At 40.1% G+C, this 16,193-nt stretch carries 13 protein-coding genes; all 13 read right to left on the bottom strand.

Features of this window, described 5'->3' with window-relative positions; genetic code table 11:
* Positions 1-38 precede the first annotated feature (38 nt).
* The 13 genes from AC0VXV_RS05860 to AC0VXV_RS05800 all read right to left on the bottom strand — a co-directional run bounded on the left by AC0VXV_RS05860 (position 39) and on the right by AC0VXV_RS05800 (position 16,143).
* A complete protein-coding gene (locus tag AC0VXV_RS05860) occupies positions 39-1,613 on the bottom strand; it encodes a phytoene desaturase family protein (RefSeq protein WP_475530716.1) in 1,575 nt (524 codons plus the stop codon).
* A 319-nt stretch (positions 1,614-1,932) separates the two neighbouring features.
* A complete protein-coding gene (locus tag AC0VXV_RS05855) occupies positions 1,933-2,676 on the bottom strand; it encodes a 16S rRNA (uracil(1498)-N(3))-methyltransferase (protein WP_475530715.1) in 744 nt (247 codons plus the stop codon).
* Positions 2,677-2,758: 82 nt separating this feature from the next.
* Positions 2,759-3,697 carry a 50S ribosomal protein L11 methyltransferase gene (gene prmA, locus AC0VXV_RS05850; RefSeq protein WP_008403155.1) on the bottom strand — a complete coding sequence of 313 codons (939 nt, stop codon included), beginning with the start codon at positions 3,695-3,697 and terminating at the stop codon, positions 2,759-2,761.
* A 14-nt stretch (positions 3,698-3,711) separates the two neighbouring features.
* Positions 3,712-4,833, bottom strand: a complete 1,122-nt coding sequence (gene dnaJ, locus AC0VXV_RS05845) for a molecular chaperone DnaJ (RefSeq protein WP_475530714.1) — start codon at positions 4,831-4,833, stop codon at positions 3,712-3,714.
* Between the two features lie 505 nt (positions 4,834-5,338).
* Positions 5,339-5,530 (bottom strand): hypothetical protein, encoded by a 192-nt coding sequence (locus AC0VXV_RS05840; RefSeq protein ID WP_475530713.1) that lies wholly within the window; start codon positions 5,528-5,530, stop codon positions 5,339-5,341.
* 107 nt (positions 5,531-5,637) lie between these two features.
* Positions 5,638-7,491: a molecular chaperone DnaK gene (gene dnaK, locus AC0VXV_RS05835; RefSeq protein ID WP_475530712.1), complete on the bottom strand. Its 1,854-nt coding sequence runs from the start codon at positions 7,489-7,491 to the stop codon at positions 5,638-5,640.
* A 93-nt stretch (positions 7,492-7,584) separates the two neighbouring features.
* Entirely contained in the window at positions 7,585-8,142 is a 558-nt protein-coding gene (gene grpE, locus AC0VXV_RS05830; RefSeq protein WP_475530711.1) for a nucleotide exchange factor GrpE, read from the bottom strand.
* A 77-nt stretch (positions 8,143-8,219) separates the two neighbouring features.
* Positions 8,220-9,245, bottom strand: coding sequence for a heat-inducible transcriptional repressor HrcA (hrcA, locus tag AC0VXV_RS05825; RefSeq protein WP_475530710.1), 1,026 nt, complete (start codon positions 9,243-9,245; stop codon positions 8,220-8,222).
* 128 nt (positions 9,246-9,373) lie between these two features.
* Positions 9,374-10,519, bottom strand: coding sequence for a radical SAM family heme chaperone HemW (gene hemW / locus AC0VXV_RS05820; protein ID WP_475530709.1), 1,146 nt, complete (start codon positions 10,517-10,519; stop codon positions 9,374-9,376).
* A gap of 136 nt (positions 10,520-10,655) precedes the next feature.
* Positions 10,656-10,985, bottom strand: a complete 330-nt coding sequence (locus AC0VXV_RS05815) for a geranylgeranyl pyrophosphate synthase (protein WP_475530708.1) — start codon at positions 10,983-10,985, stop codon at positions 10,656-10,658.
* Positions 10,986-11,497: 512 nt separating this feature from the next.
* Positions 11,498-13,018 carry a methyl-accepting chemotaxis protein gene (locus tag AC0VXV_RS05810; protein ID WP_475530707.1) on the bottom strand — a complete coding sequence of 507 codons (1,521 nt, stop codon included), beginning with the start codon at positions 13,016-13,018 and terminating at the stop codon, positions 11,498-11,500.
* Positions 13,019-13,540: 522 nt separating this feature from the next.
* Positions 13,541-14,407 carry a 2-oxoacid:ferredoxin oxidoreductase subunit beta gene (locus AC0VXV_RS05805; protein WP_475530706.1) on the bottom strand — a complete coding sequence of 289 codons (867 nt, stop codon included), beginning with the start codon at positions 14,405-14,407 and terminating at the stop codon, positions 13,541-13,543.
* 2 nt (positions 14,408-14,409) lie between these two features.
* A complete protein-coding gene (locus AC0VXV_RS05800) occupies positions 14,410-16,143 on the bottom strand; it encodes a 2-oxoacid:acceptor oxidoreductase subunit alpha (RefSeq protein WP_475530705.1) in 1,734 nt (577 codons plus the stop codon).
* Between the last annotated feature and the right edge of the window lie 50 nt (positions 16,144-16,193).

The raw sequence follows: 16,193 nt of genomic DNA, 5'->3' as shown, positions 1-16,193 counted from the left end.
TCCATTCAAATAAAAGTTTCATACAATGAGATCAATTTCTAAGCATTTGTTTGAATGGCTGCAGGCCGATGCTGTAATTGAGATTGTTTCTTTCTGTACAGTTCCACTTTCGGCAGTGGTTTAACAGGAAGCAACGTCTGTTTATCCTGCTGTAAAATGCCGTTTGCTGTAATCCGGGCTGATTCCAGAATAATCGGCAAGCCACTGCCCGGATGTGTACCACCACCGACCAACCAGCAATGATGCAGCTCTTCAAATTTATTGCGCGGACGGAATACAAGCATTTGCGATAATTGGTGACCTAAGTTGAACGTCGCCCCTTTATAAACATGAATATCGCGTTCCCAGTCAGCAGGTGTAATCATTCGCTCTTCTTCGATATATTCCCAAATATCTTTAACGCCAAGTTTATCCGCTACCATATTTAAAACCATATCCCGGAAAGGACCTGCCTTTTCCGACCAGTCAATTCCGCTCATATTATTCGGTACCGGTACTAAAATGTATAATGTCGATTTCCCTTTCGGTGCAACCGTTTCATCCGTTACTACGGCATTTTGAATGTAAATTGACGGATCTTCGGACATTAGTTTTGTTTTTGTAATTTCCTCTACATTTTTCCGGTAATCTTTCGCAAACCAAATTGTATGGTGCGGTAAATCAAATCGTTTATTAACCCCTAAATACAGCATGAACGTTGAACAGGAGTATTGTTTTTTCTCAAGTTTTTCCGGTGTATATTTTTTTAATAGTCCCGGCCCAACAAGATTTGTCATCGCATGTGCAAAATCTCCGTTAATGATTACTTCATCCGCTTCGATTTCCTGACCATCTTCCAGCAGTAAACCCGTCACTTTTCTACCGTTTGTTTTCAATTTTTTTACGCCGTTATTGAGAAGGATTTTCCCGCCCGATTCCAGCACAACTCTTCCCATTGCTTCCGTCAGCTTATTGATGCCGCCTTTAATGTGATAAACGCCGTAAGCATGCTCAATATACGAAAGAATCGAAAACGCGCCTGGACTTTCCCATGGAGACATCCCTAAGTATTTGGCCTGGAATGTAAAAGCGAGCTGTAATTCCTCTTCGTTATAAAACTTAGACAGTGTGTCAACAAGAGAATTTCCTACTTCCAATTCTTTAAATGCTTTCATTACTTTCGGATTGAACAAATCTGTCAGCTTATTCATCTGAGCCTGCAGCACAGGGGCAAGTACTTCGAGTTTCTTTTGCGTCTGTTCCATATAGCGCTCATAGCTCCCTTCATTTCCAGGGAAAAGCTCATTGATTTGACGAATCATCTCATCTGCATCACGTGTCATATTAATCTTTTTGTTATGGTAGATTAATTGATACATCGGATTCAAATCAATCAAATCCACATAGTCGTGAATATCGCGACCTGTTAATTCAAAAATTTCTTCTGCAATGTACAACATATTTAAAAATGTCGGACCCATATCAAATTTATAATCACCAAGCTTAATTTCGCTTGTGCGCCCGCCTACATAAGCCTGCTTTTCATAAATCGTTACTTCATAACCTTTATGCGCCAATAACATGGCGACCGCTAATCCGCCGGGTCCTGCCCCTACCACTGCAATTTTTTTCATTTATAGTTCCTCCCTGTTTCGATTCGATATTATACAATGCTTTATTCGCACAGAATAATTTGTATAATGTTGAGATGTGTAATTTATTCTTTTCACCGTTAATATTAATGAAATTTCATATTTAAAGCTGTTTACAATAAAATTCTGTCCATAGACTCTGTTTTATGTTATACAAACATTATACATATTTAATTTACGTTATACAAGGAAAAATACATTTAATTTGAGATATTTTCAAAACAAAAAGCCTTAATATCTCTTTGCTTGAGAAATTAAGGCTTTCTGCTTTCTTTCGGTCTGTTATTTAAAACGCATTCAATCATTCAAATTCATAAGAAATCGCAGCCAACGCATACAATGGTGCCGTCTCTGCGCGTAAAATACGCGGCCCAAGTGACATTGTCTGTGCACCGGTTTCAATCAAGACCGCCGATTCATTGCGTGAAATCCCGCCTTCAGGGCCGAAAATGCATAAGATACGCGGCGTTTTAGCAGTATTTAACGATTGCAGCTTTTGTTTAAATGTTGTACGTGTCGCCAACTTCGCATCTTCTTCATCCGCAATATATACAGCGTCATAGTTAGAGAATGTTTGTACAAGCTGTTTGAAACTGATTGGTTGTACAACATTCGGGACATATGTACGATGCGATTGCTCAGCCGCTTCCTGAGCGATTTTTTGAAGGCGTTCCTGATTTTTCTTCGCTTTTTTATCATCCCATTTTACAATTGAACGTTCCGCAGCAAACGGAATTAATGCGTGCATACCGAGCTCTGTCGCTTTTTGTGAAATCAGTTCCAGTTTTTCGCCTTTTGGCAGGCCACATGCAATATCAACTTTAACCGGCATTTCCGGCGAAGGGATTGTCGTACCTGTTTTTTTCGCATGTACATCCTGGTCCAGCTCGGTAATTTCACAAACATACGCTACATTGTCATGCACAACAATAATTTCTTCTCCTACCGTCATACGCATTACTTTTGAAATATGGCGCGCGTTTTCTCCAGAAATGATAAATTGGTCCATATCATTATCCACTGTATCTACAAAATATCTTTGCATTGTCTTCACTCCTTGTTGATAACGTAAAAATCGAACATTTTGCTAATGTGCAAAATGTTCGATTTTCGATTAAACGATTTAATTAAGGACGACGTGAAATAATCGCTACCCAATCTTCCATCATTAATACTTCTTCAATGACAAATCCGGCTTTTTCAAGAGCTGCTTTTACATCATCTTTTTTCGCTCCGATAATACCCGATGTAACATAAATACCGCCTGGTTTTACAATTGAAAATGCATCATCTGTAAATGACATAATGATTTCCGCTAAAATATTCGCTACAACAATATCTGCCGGTTCTTTTACTGTGTCCAAAAGATTGCCGTGGAATACTTCAACAATATCACTCATTTTATTCAATTCAACGTTTTCACGCGCTGCATTTACTGCCACTTCATCTAAGTCCAATGCATGAACGCTTTTCGCTCCAAGCATGGCAGCACCAATTGACAGGACGCCAGATCCTGTACCAACATCGACAACTGTGTGGTCATGTTGTACAACTTTTTCAAGTGCCTGTAAACACATAACTGTTGTAGGGTGTGTTCCTGTTCCGAACGCCATTCCCGGATCCAGCTCAATGATCAGCTCATCCGTTGATACTGGTTTGTAGTCTTCCCAAGTCGGTACAATTGTGAAGCGTTCCGAAATTTTCACCGGATGGTAGTACTGCTTCCACGCCGTTGACCAATCTTCTTCATCAACTTCACAAAGCGTTAATACATTTTCACCAATATTAATATCAAAGTTTACAAGGTTTGCGATTGCAAGCTTAATTTCTTCGATTGTTTCCGCTAAAAAACTTGAAGCTGATAAATATGCTTTTACAATGACACCTGTTTTCGGAAAATCTTCAGGATTCAGTGCATAAATTTCACCAAATTTATCGATTCTCTCTTTGTCCAATTCCTTTGAATCTTCAATAACTACACCGCTTGCGCCAGCTTCGTGTAAAATGTTCGTCACTGCATCAACAGCTTCATGCGTTGTTAAAATCGAAAGTTCTGTCCATTTCACTTGCAATACACTCCTTAGTCACCTTTAATTTTTTTCTTAATTTTGTCGAACAGGGAGCTTCCGTGTTCTTCCGGAATATCTCCACTAATTTCTGCAAATTCACGTAACAATTGTTTTTGTTTTTCTGTTAATTTCGTCGGTGTTACAACGTTTACGATGACATACTGGTTCCCCATGCCATAGCCGTGTACATTTTTTACGCCTTTATCTTTCAGGCGGAATTGTGCACCGGATTGTGTGCCTGCAGGAATTTTCAGCTTCACTTTCCCGTGAATTGTCGGTACTTCGATTTCATCACCTAACGCTGCTTGCGGGAATGTTAATTTTAATTCATATAAAATATCATCGCCGTCACGTTCGAAATACTCGTGCTTACGAACATTGAAAATAATGTATAAATCGCCTGCCGGACCATTGTTGAATCCTGCTTCACCTTGACCAGCTACACGTAATTGTTGGCCATCATCAACACCTGCCGGAATTGTGATTTTGATTTTTTTCTTTTTCGTAATTGTACCAGTACCGCGACATGGTGAACATTTTTCCACAATGATTTTACCTTGACCACGACATGATGGACAAGAACGTTTGTTTACCATACGGCCAAACGGTGTGTCGACTGCCTGGTTAATTTGACCAGCACCATTACATTGTGAACATGTTTGTGGCTGCGTACCTGGTTTTGCACCAGAACCGTGACATGTATCACATGTTTCTTCTTTCGGAATTTCAATTTCTGTTTCTTTTCCGAATACTGCTTCTTCGAAAGAAATGTTCATACGGAACTGAAGATCATCGCCTTTACGTGGGGCGTTTGGATCTTGGCGTCGGCCGCCTCCGAAGAACGAACTGAAAATGTCCTCGAAACCGCCGAATCCAGCGCCGCCTCCGAAGCCGCCGCCACCAAAGCCAGCATTTGGATCTTCATGGCCGAACTGGTCATAGCGTGCACGTTTTTGGTCGTCTGACAGCACTTCATATGCTTCTGCGACTTCTTTGAACTTTTCGTCTGCACCTTCATCTTTGTTTAAATCCGGGTGATACTGTTTTGATAATTTACGATACGCTTTTTTTATTTCATCTTTGCTTGCACCTTTGCTCAGGCCAAGTACTTCATAGTAATCGCGCTTACTCATTGTTCACTCTCCGCTCTTTTTACATAACGTCTATTTTAACATGTTGAAAAATTGATGTATAGCTTTTGCTTTGGTACATCTTATGTGAAATTAAATAATGTTTCGGTTTGTTCATAAAGTCCGTTGCTCGTTGTGCTGCGTTACAGGGCACAAATACTCGTACACTATATCAATATAAAGTGTAAGTTTTTTAATATTGTTCAGTGCTTTCCATTCCGGGTCGGACGCTTTCCGCGGGCACGGCCTGAGCCTGTAGTCTCAGGCGTCGTGCTGTTCCCGCAGGAGTCGCCTCCCCTCCATTCCAAGCACTTCCCGTTTAGTATTAAATTTCGCATTCTAACTAATTTTCGTATCGAGGCACACTTAATCCCCAAGGAGTCGGCCCCTCCACTTCGCACAACTACCGGTTAGTATGAGGGTTTGACTTCTTATTTAATTTGAGTCAAGGTTTGGTGAAATTTATTACCCCTCATTTCGAAGAGTTCTACATTATAGGCGAGCACTTCTACTTTTCCATGAATCGCATCCACATTAATGCTGAACTTTCTACTTTTACTTGAATAACTTCCACATTAGTCGCTGAACTTTCTACTTTTACTTGAATAACTTCCACATTAGTCGCTGAACTTTCTACTTTTGCTTTATTAAGTTCTACTTTCTTACGAAAATGCGCTAATAAAATTTGCGCTTCCCGCAAACCATGGGCGATACTATTTTAAATAAGCAAACGCCTACCTAACCATGACAAACTTAAAAGCCAAAGCCGCAAGCGGTCTTTGGCTTTTATGTGAAAAACAGAAAGAATTATTTATTGTCTTTGTCGTCTTTTACTTCTTCAAAGTCAGCGTCTACGATACCGTCGTCTTTTTGACCAGCGTCTGCTGCGCCTTCGAAGCCTTCAGCGCCGCCTTGTGCTTGAGCTGCTGCTGCCGCTTGCTCGTAAACTTTCATTACTAATGGTTGTAATACGCCTTCTAATTTTTCTTTAGAAGCTTTGATTCCTTCAAGCTCGCCTTTTTCTAAAGCTGCTTTTAACTCATCACGTGCATCTTCAACAGATTTCTTTTCGTCTTCTGTGATTTGCTCGCCTAAGTCTGTGATTGTTTTATCCACTTGGAATACTAATTGGTCTGCTTCGTTGCGAAGATCTGCTTCTTCTTTACGTTTTGCATCCGCTTCAGCGTTTGCTTCTGCATCTTTAACCATACGCTCGATTTCTTCTTCTGATAAACCTGAATCAGATTGGATCACGATTGTTTGTTCTTTTTGTGTACCTATGTCTTTCGCTTTAACTGATACGATACCGTTTGCATCAATATCGAATGTTACTTCGATTTGTGGAATACCACGTGGTGCTGGTGGAATATCAGATAATTGGAAGCGACCAAGTGTTTTGTTATCTGCAGCCATTGAACGTTCACCTTGTAATACGTGAATGTCTACTGCTGGCTGGTTGTCTGCAGCTGTTGAGAACACTTGAGATTTAGATGTTGGGATAGTTGTGTTACGATCGATCAGTTTCGTCATAACACCGCCCATTGTTTCGATACCTAATGATAATGGTGTTACGTCTAATAATAATACGCCTTGTACGTCACCAGCTAATACGCCACCTTGTACAGCAGCACCCATTGCTACTACTTCGTCTGGGTTTACACCTTTGTGCGGCTCATGACCAGTTGCTTTTTTGATTGCTTCTACTACTGCAGGAATACGAGTAGAACCACCAACTAAGATTACTTTATCTAATTCTGAAGCAGAAAGACCTGCATCTGATAATGCTTGACGAGTTGGAACGATTGTACGCTCAACTAAGTCTTTTGTTAAATCATCGAATTTCGCACGTGATAATGACATTTCCAAGTGAAGCGGGCCATCAGCACCTGCTGTGATGAATGGTAATGAAATTTGAGTAGAAGTTACACCTGATAAGTCTTTTTTCGCTTTTTCAGCTGCATCTTTTAAACGTTGCATTGCCATTTTGTCTTTTGATAAGTCTACTGAATTTTCTTTTTTGAACTCTTCTACTAAATAAGCGATGATTTTGTCGTCGAAGTCGTCACCACCAAGTTTGTTGTCACCTGCTGTTGCTAATACTTCGAATACGCCGTCAGCTAATTCAAGGATCGATACGTCGAATGTACCGCCACCTAAGTCGAATACTAGAATTTTTTGGTCAACGTCTTGTTGATCTAAACCGTAAGCTAATGCAGCAGCTGTTGGTTCGTTGATGATACGCTCTACTTCTAAACCAGCAATTTTACCAGCGTCTTTCGTTGCTTGACGTTGAGCATCGTTGAAGTAAGCAGGAACTGTAATAACAGCTTTTGTTACTTTTTCGCCTAAGTAGTCTTCAGCATAGCCTTTTAAGTATTGTAAAATCATTGCAGATACTTCTTGTGGAGTATACTCTGTATCTTCCACTTTAACTTTTTCGTTCGTACCCATTTTTGATTTGATTGAAATAATTGTGTTAGGGTTTGTTACAGCTTGGCGTTTTGCTACTTCACCAACTTGCTTTTCTCCATTTTTGAATGCTACTACAGATGGAGATGTACGGTTACCTTCCGGGTTTGGAATTACTTTTGGTTCTCCGCCTTCTAATACAGATACACAAGAGTTTGTTGTTCCTAAGTCAATACCGATAATTTTACTCATAATTTAATTTCCTCCTAATAGTAAAAAACAAAATGTGTTTAGTCATAATCATTAAAATTATTTAATATATAAATAGCACCGAAAAGCACTAAATTACTCGTTTACAGATACCATTGACGGCCGCAGTACACGGTCCTTTAACTGATACCCTTTTTGCAGTTCACGTAAAATGATGCCTGTTTCCTTTTCGCTGTCCTGCTCTTGCATTACAGCTTGGTGGAAGTTTGGATCAAAGCTTTCACCTTCTGCAGGAATGATTGTAAGACCTTCTTTTTGCGTTGCAGCAAGTAACTGGTCATATACCATTTGTACACCTTTGTATAATGAGGCCGCTTCTTCTGTCGTCACTTCTACTTGCAGTGCGCGGTCTAAATTGTCCAGCACCGGTAAAAGTTCAGTTAATAAGCTTTGTGCACGGTATTTCTCAGCCGCTTCACGATCTAAACGGTTGCGACGAGTTAAGTTATCATAGTCGGCACGTAAACGCAGGTAACGCGCATCCTCTTCAGCAAGTTTCGCTTCAAGTTCAGCGATTTTCTGATCCTTTTCATCTACTGCATTTTCTTCTGTTTCAGTAGTTTCAGCTGTTTCCACTACTTCTTCCGTAGTTTCTTCTTGCTGCAATTCTTCATTGTTTTTTGTTTTTGACACTTCTTTTCCTCCTCGAGTAGCAATCATTTATGAATTCAGCGGGTCAGTAAAACGTTATGCCCGCTGAATCAATGGTGTTACTGTTTTTTATCGAAAAACGCTCTGGACAGACTGTTTGTCATGACATCCAATAATGTAACAACACGCCGGTAATCCATGCGCGTCGGACCGATAATGGCGATCGCCCCCTGCTGTTCTTCCCCTACAAGGAAGGAAGCGGTGATGACACTGCAGTTTTCCATCGCTAAATGATTGTTTTCTGAACCTATTCGGATTTGAATACCATTTTTCTGTTCATTGAATAAAGTTTGAACTTGGCTTTCCTTGTCGATCAGATCCATCAGCATTCGCATTTTTTCTAAGTCATGGAACTCCGGCTGATTCAACATGTTGGATTTACCACCGTAATAAACTTTATTTTCGTGATGGTTTGAAGTAATGGATAACAATGACCGGATAATCGAATCGGATGCATGAATATGAGATTTTAATACCGAAATTGCCTCAGTTTGAAGCTTTATCGGAAGTTCATATAACGGTACACCGACTAGGCGGTCATTCAAAATATTAACCATTTTTTCAATATCATGCGGGTTAAAACCCGGTGGTAACGTTATTGTGCGATTTTCTACATGACCGTTATCTGTGATGATAATAGCCACCGCTGTTTGTTCTGTTAACGGTACAATCTGGAATTTCTTGACACGATGTTTTTGAACATCCGGACCGAGTAAAATCGTCGTGTATGTCGTCAACTCCGATAATATATTTGCGGATTCTTTTATAGTTTGTTCTGCTTCAACAATCTGCTTTTTAAAGAGTGACTGGATTTGCGCTACTTCGCCACTCGTGATGATTTGAGGCTGAAGTAAATGGTCGACATAAAAGCGATACCCTTTTTCAGAAGGGACCCTTCCTGAAGAAGTATGCGTTTTTTCTAAAAAACCTAACTCCTCCAAATCTGCCATTTCATTACGTATTGTAGCAGCACTATACGTAATACCTTCTTTTTTGGATAGTTGACGCGAACCAACAGGCTGTGCTGACATCACAAATTCGTCTACGATTACTTGCAATAGTTGTAACTGCCGATTTGTTAACATCTTTCTCACCTCTGTTAGCACTCAATAAAGAGGAGTGCTAATATATTTATAAATTAGCAAATCTCTAAATTGATGTCAATGAATTCGTCCGTTTTTTTCAACTTTTTTCATGTACCGTTGCAAAAAGATTATTCCCCTATTAAAAACCGCTGAAAAACTTCATTTCCGATAAAACGGCCTTTTCTTGTTAAACGGATTCCTTCAGAGTCAATTTCAATCAGTTGCTCTTCCTGTAATTGATCGATTATTTCCTTATATATAGAAACCATTTGCTGACCGAATTTCATTTCAAACTCATCATGTGTCACGCCGGCAGATTTTCTTAATCCTAAAAACATCTGCTCTTCCAGCTTCTCATCACCTGTCACTTCATGTTCATGCAATAAAGGACGCTCTCCTGCCATCACTGTTTCAATATATTTTTTGATCGGTGCGACATTGGAATAGCGTATTCCTTCCAAGTAACCGTGAGCACCAGCGCCAAATCCTGCGTATTCGTCATTATCCCAATAGATTTTATTATGTGTTGACTCATAGCCTTCATTCGCAAAATTACTGATTTCGTACTGCCGGAGTCCATGTGCTTCCATCGTGTCCATCAAAACACCGTACATATCCGCTTCAAGATCTTCTGTCGGCAAATGGAGTTTCCCTTTCGCATACTGGATATAAAAGATTGTTTTAGGCTCTACGATAAGCGAGTAGGCCGAATAATGAGGCAGCTTCAGTGCCAATGCCTTTTCAAGCGTATCCTGCCATTGCTCCATCGTCTGACCAGGCAGACCATACATTAAATCAATGCTTATATTTTTAAATCCAACATTTTTTGCGTTTTGGATTGTTTCATATACATGTTCATTCGAGTGGGTACGGCCAATTTTTTTTAGCTGTGACTGGTCGAATGATTGGACCCCCATACTTAAACGAGTGACGCCTCCATTATAAAGTGCCTGCAATTTATCGATTGTCAGCTCATCCGGATTTGCTTCACTACTAAACTCTTTTACGGATGACATCGGAATATGTTTCGTAATGATCGACAATAATTTTTCGATTTGCTCAGCAGACAGGGCAGTCGGGGTACCGCCACCAAGGAAAATCGTTTCGATATTCGTGAACGCTTCCGGCATCCCGGCAACCGTCATCTCCATTTCCCGTCCAAGCGCTTCAATATATTCATCAACTGGCTGATTTTTAAAAAATACTTTATTAAAATCGCAGTAATTACAAATTTGATGACAAAAAGGAATGTGAATATATACACCTCTAGCCATTTAAATCACTTCCTTATTCTAGTTGTTCTCCTTTATTGTAGCCTTTCTCCACTAAAATACAAATACGGACCCTCGGAAAAAGAACAACAAAAAAAGCTTTGCTAAATGAAGATTCATTCAACAAAGCTGGATTAATCTATAAAATAGAAAATACAGGCTCTTCCTTATTCATTAACATAACCAAATCAATCGCTGTCATTTCAGGCAGCTTTGCGCAAAATTGTTCAGCTTCTTCAGCAGTATCGAACTGGAAGGCATCCAATTCTTTTGTTATTTCATATTGATCATCCAATAGTTGGATCATATAAAGGCGTACAGTTGGTTGGCATCGCTTTGTTGCATCAAAGTTTTCTCCGGCAATGACAATACCTGTATCCGCCGACGTTTTGCTAACAATAGTTTCGATAATATGTAGCTCATCCTGGACAAACCACTTCGGTACGATTAGTTGAATTTGACTGTTCATAAAAAATACATCCCCTTAATTAATATATTTATCTAATGACAAATCTAATTGATCACAGCAATTATTAAGTATTTGCCACGTTGAACATAACACTCTGCCCTTTTACAAACATTCAGAAAAATGAAGTCTGCATTGAAATGAAATGGTACGATACAAGTATTTTCTACTAACTGTTCTCTCTATATAATTTCGTATTAACCAATTAAATACGTATTTTTATACCAATATTCTACTACAGTCAAGAATTTATTAAAAGCTACATTTTTAAAAATATTCTTAATATTAAATCAATGACTTTAGGTGTATTGTATTATGGGATAAATTTACATATCAATCATTAATATGACTTCTTGATTAAAGATACCAGTTTTCATGATAAATTTCATCAGTTTTCTGAAAATAATTACAATATATATCGTATTTTTATCTTTTACTGTAATTTACTTATAAATATTACAGTACTATAACAAAATTTAAAATGGTTTCGACAAAAACTGTCAAAATCAGCGTAATCAGATTTGAAACCGTTTGACCGCATGTGTTAACGAACGCATATTTTTTGCAATGCTTTGAATTTCTTCATAAATTTCTGATGTTGAATTTTTCTGGATGTCAATTTGCTCCTGAATAAGGTGCATCGACACGAGATTTTCCTCGGAGCGGTTGCTTAACTCCATCGAGCTTTGAGCGACATCATGAGTATGACTTGAAATTTCATTCATAATAGTAGAAACATGCTCCATTTGCGGACCGATTTGTTGTACTTGCATTGTAATTTCTCTGAACTTGGCCGCGCTATGTTCGGTTGTAGTAACTCCCGTATGAACACTTCTCATCGCATCTTCCATATTATTTGTCGCTTCCAGTGTCCCTTGCTGAATTTTCATGACAATTATTGCAATGGATTTTGTGAACTCCTGCGATTGTTCCGCAAGTTTACGCACTTCCTGGGCCACAACAGCAAAGCCTCGCCCATGTTCCCCTGCTCTTGCTGCTTCGATGGAGGCATTTAGCGCAAGCAGATTTGTCTGATCGGCAATCGAGTGAATCATCGTGACCGCCCGTGAAATATGCTGAGTCTGTTCATTCAGTTGGGTAATCGTATTGTTCGCTGTTTGCATCGCCCGCTCCACATCATGCATTTGCACTAGGTTTTGCACAACGATCGCTTCACCGTCTTCAGCCTGTGCAATCGTTTCTTTTATATAACGGTCCACATAATGCATGCGTTCGGTAATTTCGTCGATCCCTGCAGCCACCTGCTGTACCGATGCTGCGTTATTTGCTAATCGGGTTGCTGCATATTGCAGTGAACCGGTCATGTCATCGGAGTTTGCGGCAATACGTACTGCCCCAGTTGTAATTTGCTCGGCATTTGTTTGAAGCTCGTTATTCGCTTCAGTCGCCGATTCTGTATTTTTCCGGACTGTTTTTAAAAGCTCCTTCATATCACCAATCATTAAATTGTAGTATTTCGTTGTTTCCCCTAGCTCATCGCGTGCCGAATATGTTGCATACTTCGTTAAATCCCCTTGCTGCACGAGTTTAAATAGCTGTTTCAGTTCACGGGTTGGTTTATTGATTGAACGAATCGCCTGAATACCAAAAAACAGCACAAGCAGCATTAAAATGATAGATATTGATACTAGAAGACTGTAGCCGAATTTTATATCGTTTTCATGACTAGCTAATTGTGCGGATGCCCGCTCGATTACGTATACATCGATTTCCTCAAATAGTGCGGCGGAGGGGTTGCTCGCCAGCTGCTTCATATAAAACTCCATTTTGGAATCGAAAGCAGCTAATTGCCCCATGGATTGCAACGGGATTTCATTAGTTTGGAGATACTGCTGTTCAATATTCTGTATCGTATGAAGTGTCATGAGTTTTTCCTCATATAATGCCTGCGCTTCCCTTTCCATTTTCCGTAAATAGTCCATACTGAATACGGTTAAAATGATATTTGAACAGATACATATGATCATTAATACTGCAAGCCGGTCTTTAAATTTAATTGCATTACGAAAGCGCACGTTACACTACCTCATTTACCTATGTATTTTGGTTTAGTATAAAGGGACTATGTAAATGGATATATGTAAATATGTTAAATTGTTGTAAAAGTATGGTGCGGTAGTTAAACAGGATTTTTATTAGCCAAATAAATGCGAGAATAGTCACTCCTTTATTCTTATGCGCCACTTTGATTTTACATTAGATTTTATTCGCCACTAATCTCTCTATATTAGAAAGAGGAATCGATTTATTCGGCAAATCACGTTAAAACAAGCATGCAGCACCATGCTGGAATATTTATTAGTCACTTTAGTGTCTATATTCGCCACTCCTGCTAACATATTCGCCAACTGGAACCAGATTATCGTCACATCACTTTTCTTATTCGACACTTCCCCCGGATAATCGCCAATTCATTAGATATTAGACAAATAAAATTTTTATTCGCCACTCTCTAAAAATTATTCGCCATTTCCCGCCCAAAACAAAAAAACCATACAAGCCGGAAAATCCGGCCTATATAGCCCTAAAATCATTATTTACATAAATTCCTTAGTCAGCTGATCAAATTGTTCTTCTGATAAGCTAATATCGATATCTGTTAATGGCAGCTCTGAATAGCCTTTGATTTTTTCCTGATACGAAGTTGTTTCAGTATCCTGATAAATAATACCTGTTACTAGACCTTCATGGCGCATTACTGTTTGCATCGCCTCTTCGCGGTTAGATGAATCATAGCCTTCGATGTCCGCAAGCTTTGTTAAATTCTCTTTGAACCAGTCGTATGTGTTCACTTTGTTGTATGTTACACATGGCGAGAATACGTTAATGAACGAGAAGCCTTTATGGTTCAGGCCGGCTTCGATCATTGCTGTCAGTTCTTTAATATCCGTTGAGAAGCCTTGTGCCACAAATGTCGCACCTGCTGTTAATGCAACTTCCAATGGTTTTAATGATGGCTCGATTGCTCCGCCTGGTGTTGATTTCGTAATGAAACCAGCAGCTGAACGTGGAGACGTTTGTCCTTTTGTTAATCCGTAAATTTGGTTATCCATTACTACATACGTAATGTCGATGTTGCGGCGGATCGCATGGATTGTGTGACCCATACCGATCGCAAATCCGTCACCGTCACCGCCTGAAGCGATAACTTTCAGATCTTTGTTTGCCATTTTAAGGCCTTGTGCGATCGGTAATGCACGACCGTGGATACCATGGAAACCATATGAGTTAATATAGCCTGAAATACGGCCTGAACAGCCGATTCCTGAAATAACGGCCGTTTCGTTCGGTTCATAGCCTACGTTTGCTGCTGCACGTTGAATCGCCGCCTGTACGGAGAAGTCACCGCAGCCTGGACACCAGTTAGGTTTTACGGAATTTCGGAAATCTTTAAATGTTGCCATGATTAAATTTCCTCCTTCACTAAGTTTGTTAATTCACGTGGTAAGAATGGTGTACCATCGTATTTTAAAATCGATTTAGTCTTCGCGTGACCACCGATATTCATTTTCATAACATTTGCTAGCTGACCTGTCGCATTGTTTTCAACGACAATCACTTTTTTCGCATTATCCATTAAGGCACTCATCTCTTCTGCAGGGAATGGATGAATCAGCTTAATATGTGCGTGGTTCACTTTTACGCCTTCAGAGTTCAGCTTTTCCTGAACTTCTTCTATTGCTCCGCGCGTTGAGTTGAAGCCTACAAGTAATACGTCTGCATCATCGTGTGGCGCGTTCACGTATACCGGATTTTCAAAGCGGACATGCTGTAATTTACGCATACGCTTATCCATTTGCGTGCGACGGTTGCCCGTTGCTTCAGATGGTTTACCTGTTTCATCGTGTTCTACACCCGTTACGTGGTGAATACCGCCTTTTGTACCTGGCAGGACACGTGGTGAAACGCCATCTTCTGTATTTTCATAACGCTTGAAGTAATCTTTCGTTTCTTCGTCTTCAATCGCTTCAACAATTTTACCGCGACGAATTTCAATTTTGCTGTAATCAAAAGGATCAACTGACTGCTTACCTAATGATAACTGCAAGTCTGTCATAACGATTACCGGTAATTGCAGCTCTTCGGCAATGTTAAACGCCTGGATTGTATCGTAAAACGCCTCTTCCATTGTAGAAGGCGCAATAACTACTTTCGGGATTTCACCGTGTGTACCATAAAGCATCGCCATTAAATCCGATTGCTCCTGCTTTGTCGGTAAACCTGTTGATGGACCACCGCGCTGTGTATCGAAAATTACAAGTGGCTGCTCCGTCATACCTGAAAGACCGATTGCCTCCATCATTAATGAAAGACCAGGACCAGCTGATGCTGTGAATGCACGCACACCGCCATAGTTTGCACCGATTGCCATTGTTGCTGCAGCAATCTCATCTTCTGTCTGAATAACAGCTCCACCTACTAATGGAAGCTTTTTAATCATGTATTCCATAATTTCAGATGCCGGTGTAATCGGATATGCCGCCATGAAACGAGAGCCGGCTGCCAATGCACCTAATGCCGCTGCATCGTTACCGATCATGAACATACGGCGTTTTCCGTCTGCAGGCGCAATTTCCCACGAGCCTACACGGTCACCGATTTGCTCTGAAATCGCCTGACGACCACGTTCAATCGCTTCAATGTTTTTCGCAACGACTTCTTCACCTTTACGTCCGAAAATTTCATTTACAACACTTTGGAAAACCGATTCATCCAAGTTTAAAAGTGCTGCTGTTGCACCAATCGCAACCATGTTTTTCATTAGTGACGTACCAAGTTCAGCCGCAATTTCCGTGAACGGCACCGCATATAATGGCGCGACACTGTCTTCCGGATTTTTCGGATCGAATTTTGCATCCGCTAAAATGATACTGCCTGGTGTTAATTCTTTATAGTTCACGTCGATCGTTTCCTGGTCAAACGCCACTAGTATATCTAAGTCGTCCGCAATTGCGCGTACTTCTGTCGGACGAACCGTAATTTTATTATTCGTATGGCCACCTTTAATACGAGAAGAGAAATGACGGTAACCGTATAGGAAATACCCTAGACGATTCATTGCCATTGAGAAAATTTCACCTGTACTCTCAATCCCTTCACCTTGCTGCCCACCGACTTTCCATGAAAGCTGATGTAACATATCAACATCTCCTTAAAGTTTCTGTATTATATAAATGAATAAAGCCTCTA

The sequence above is a fragment of the Solibacillus sp. iso_87 genome (genome assembly GCF_056173085.1).
The sequence above is the reverse complement of the archived record's forward strand: the minus strand, read 5'-3'. Positions and strand labels throughout refer to the sequence as shown.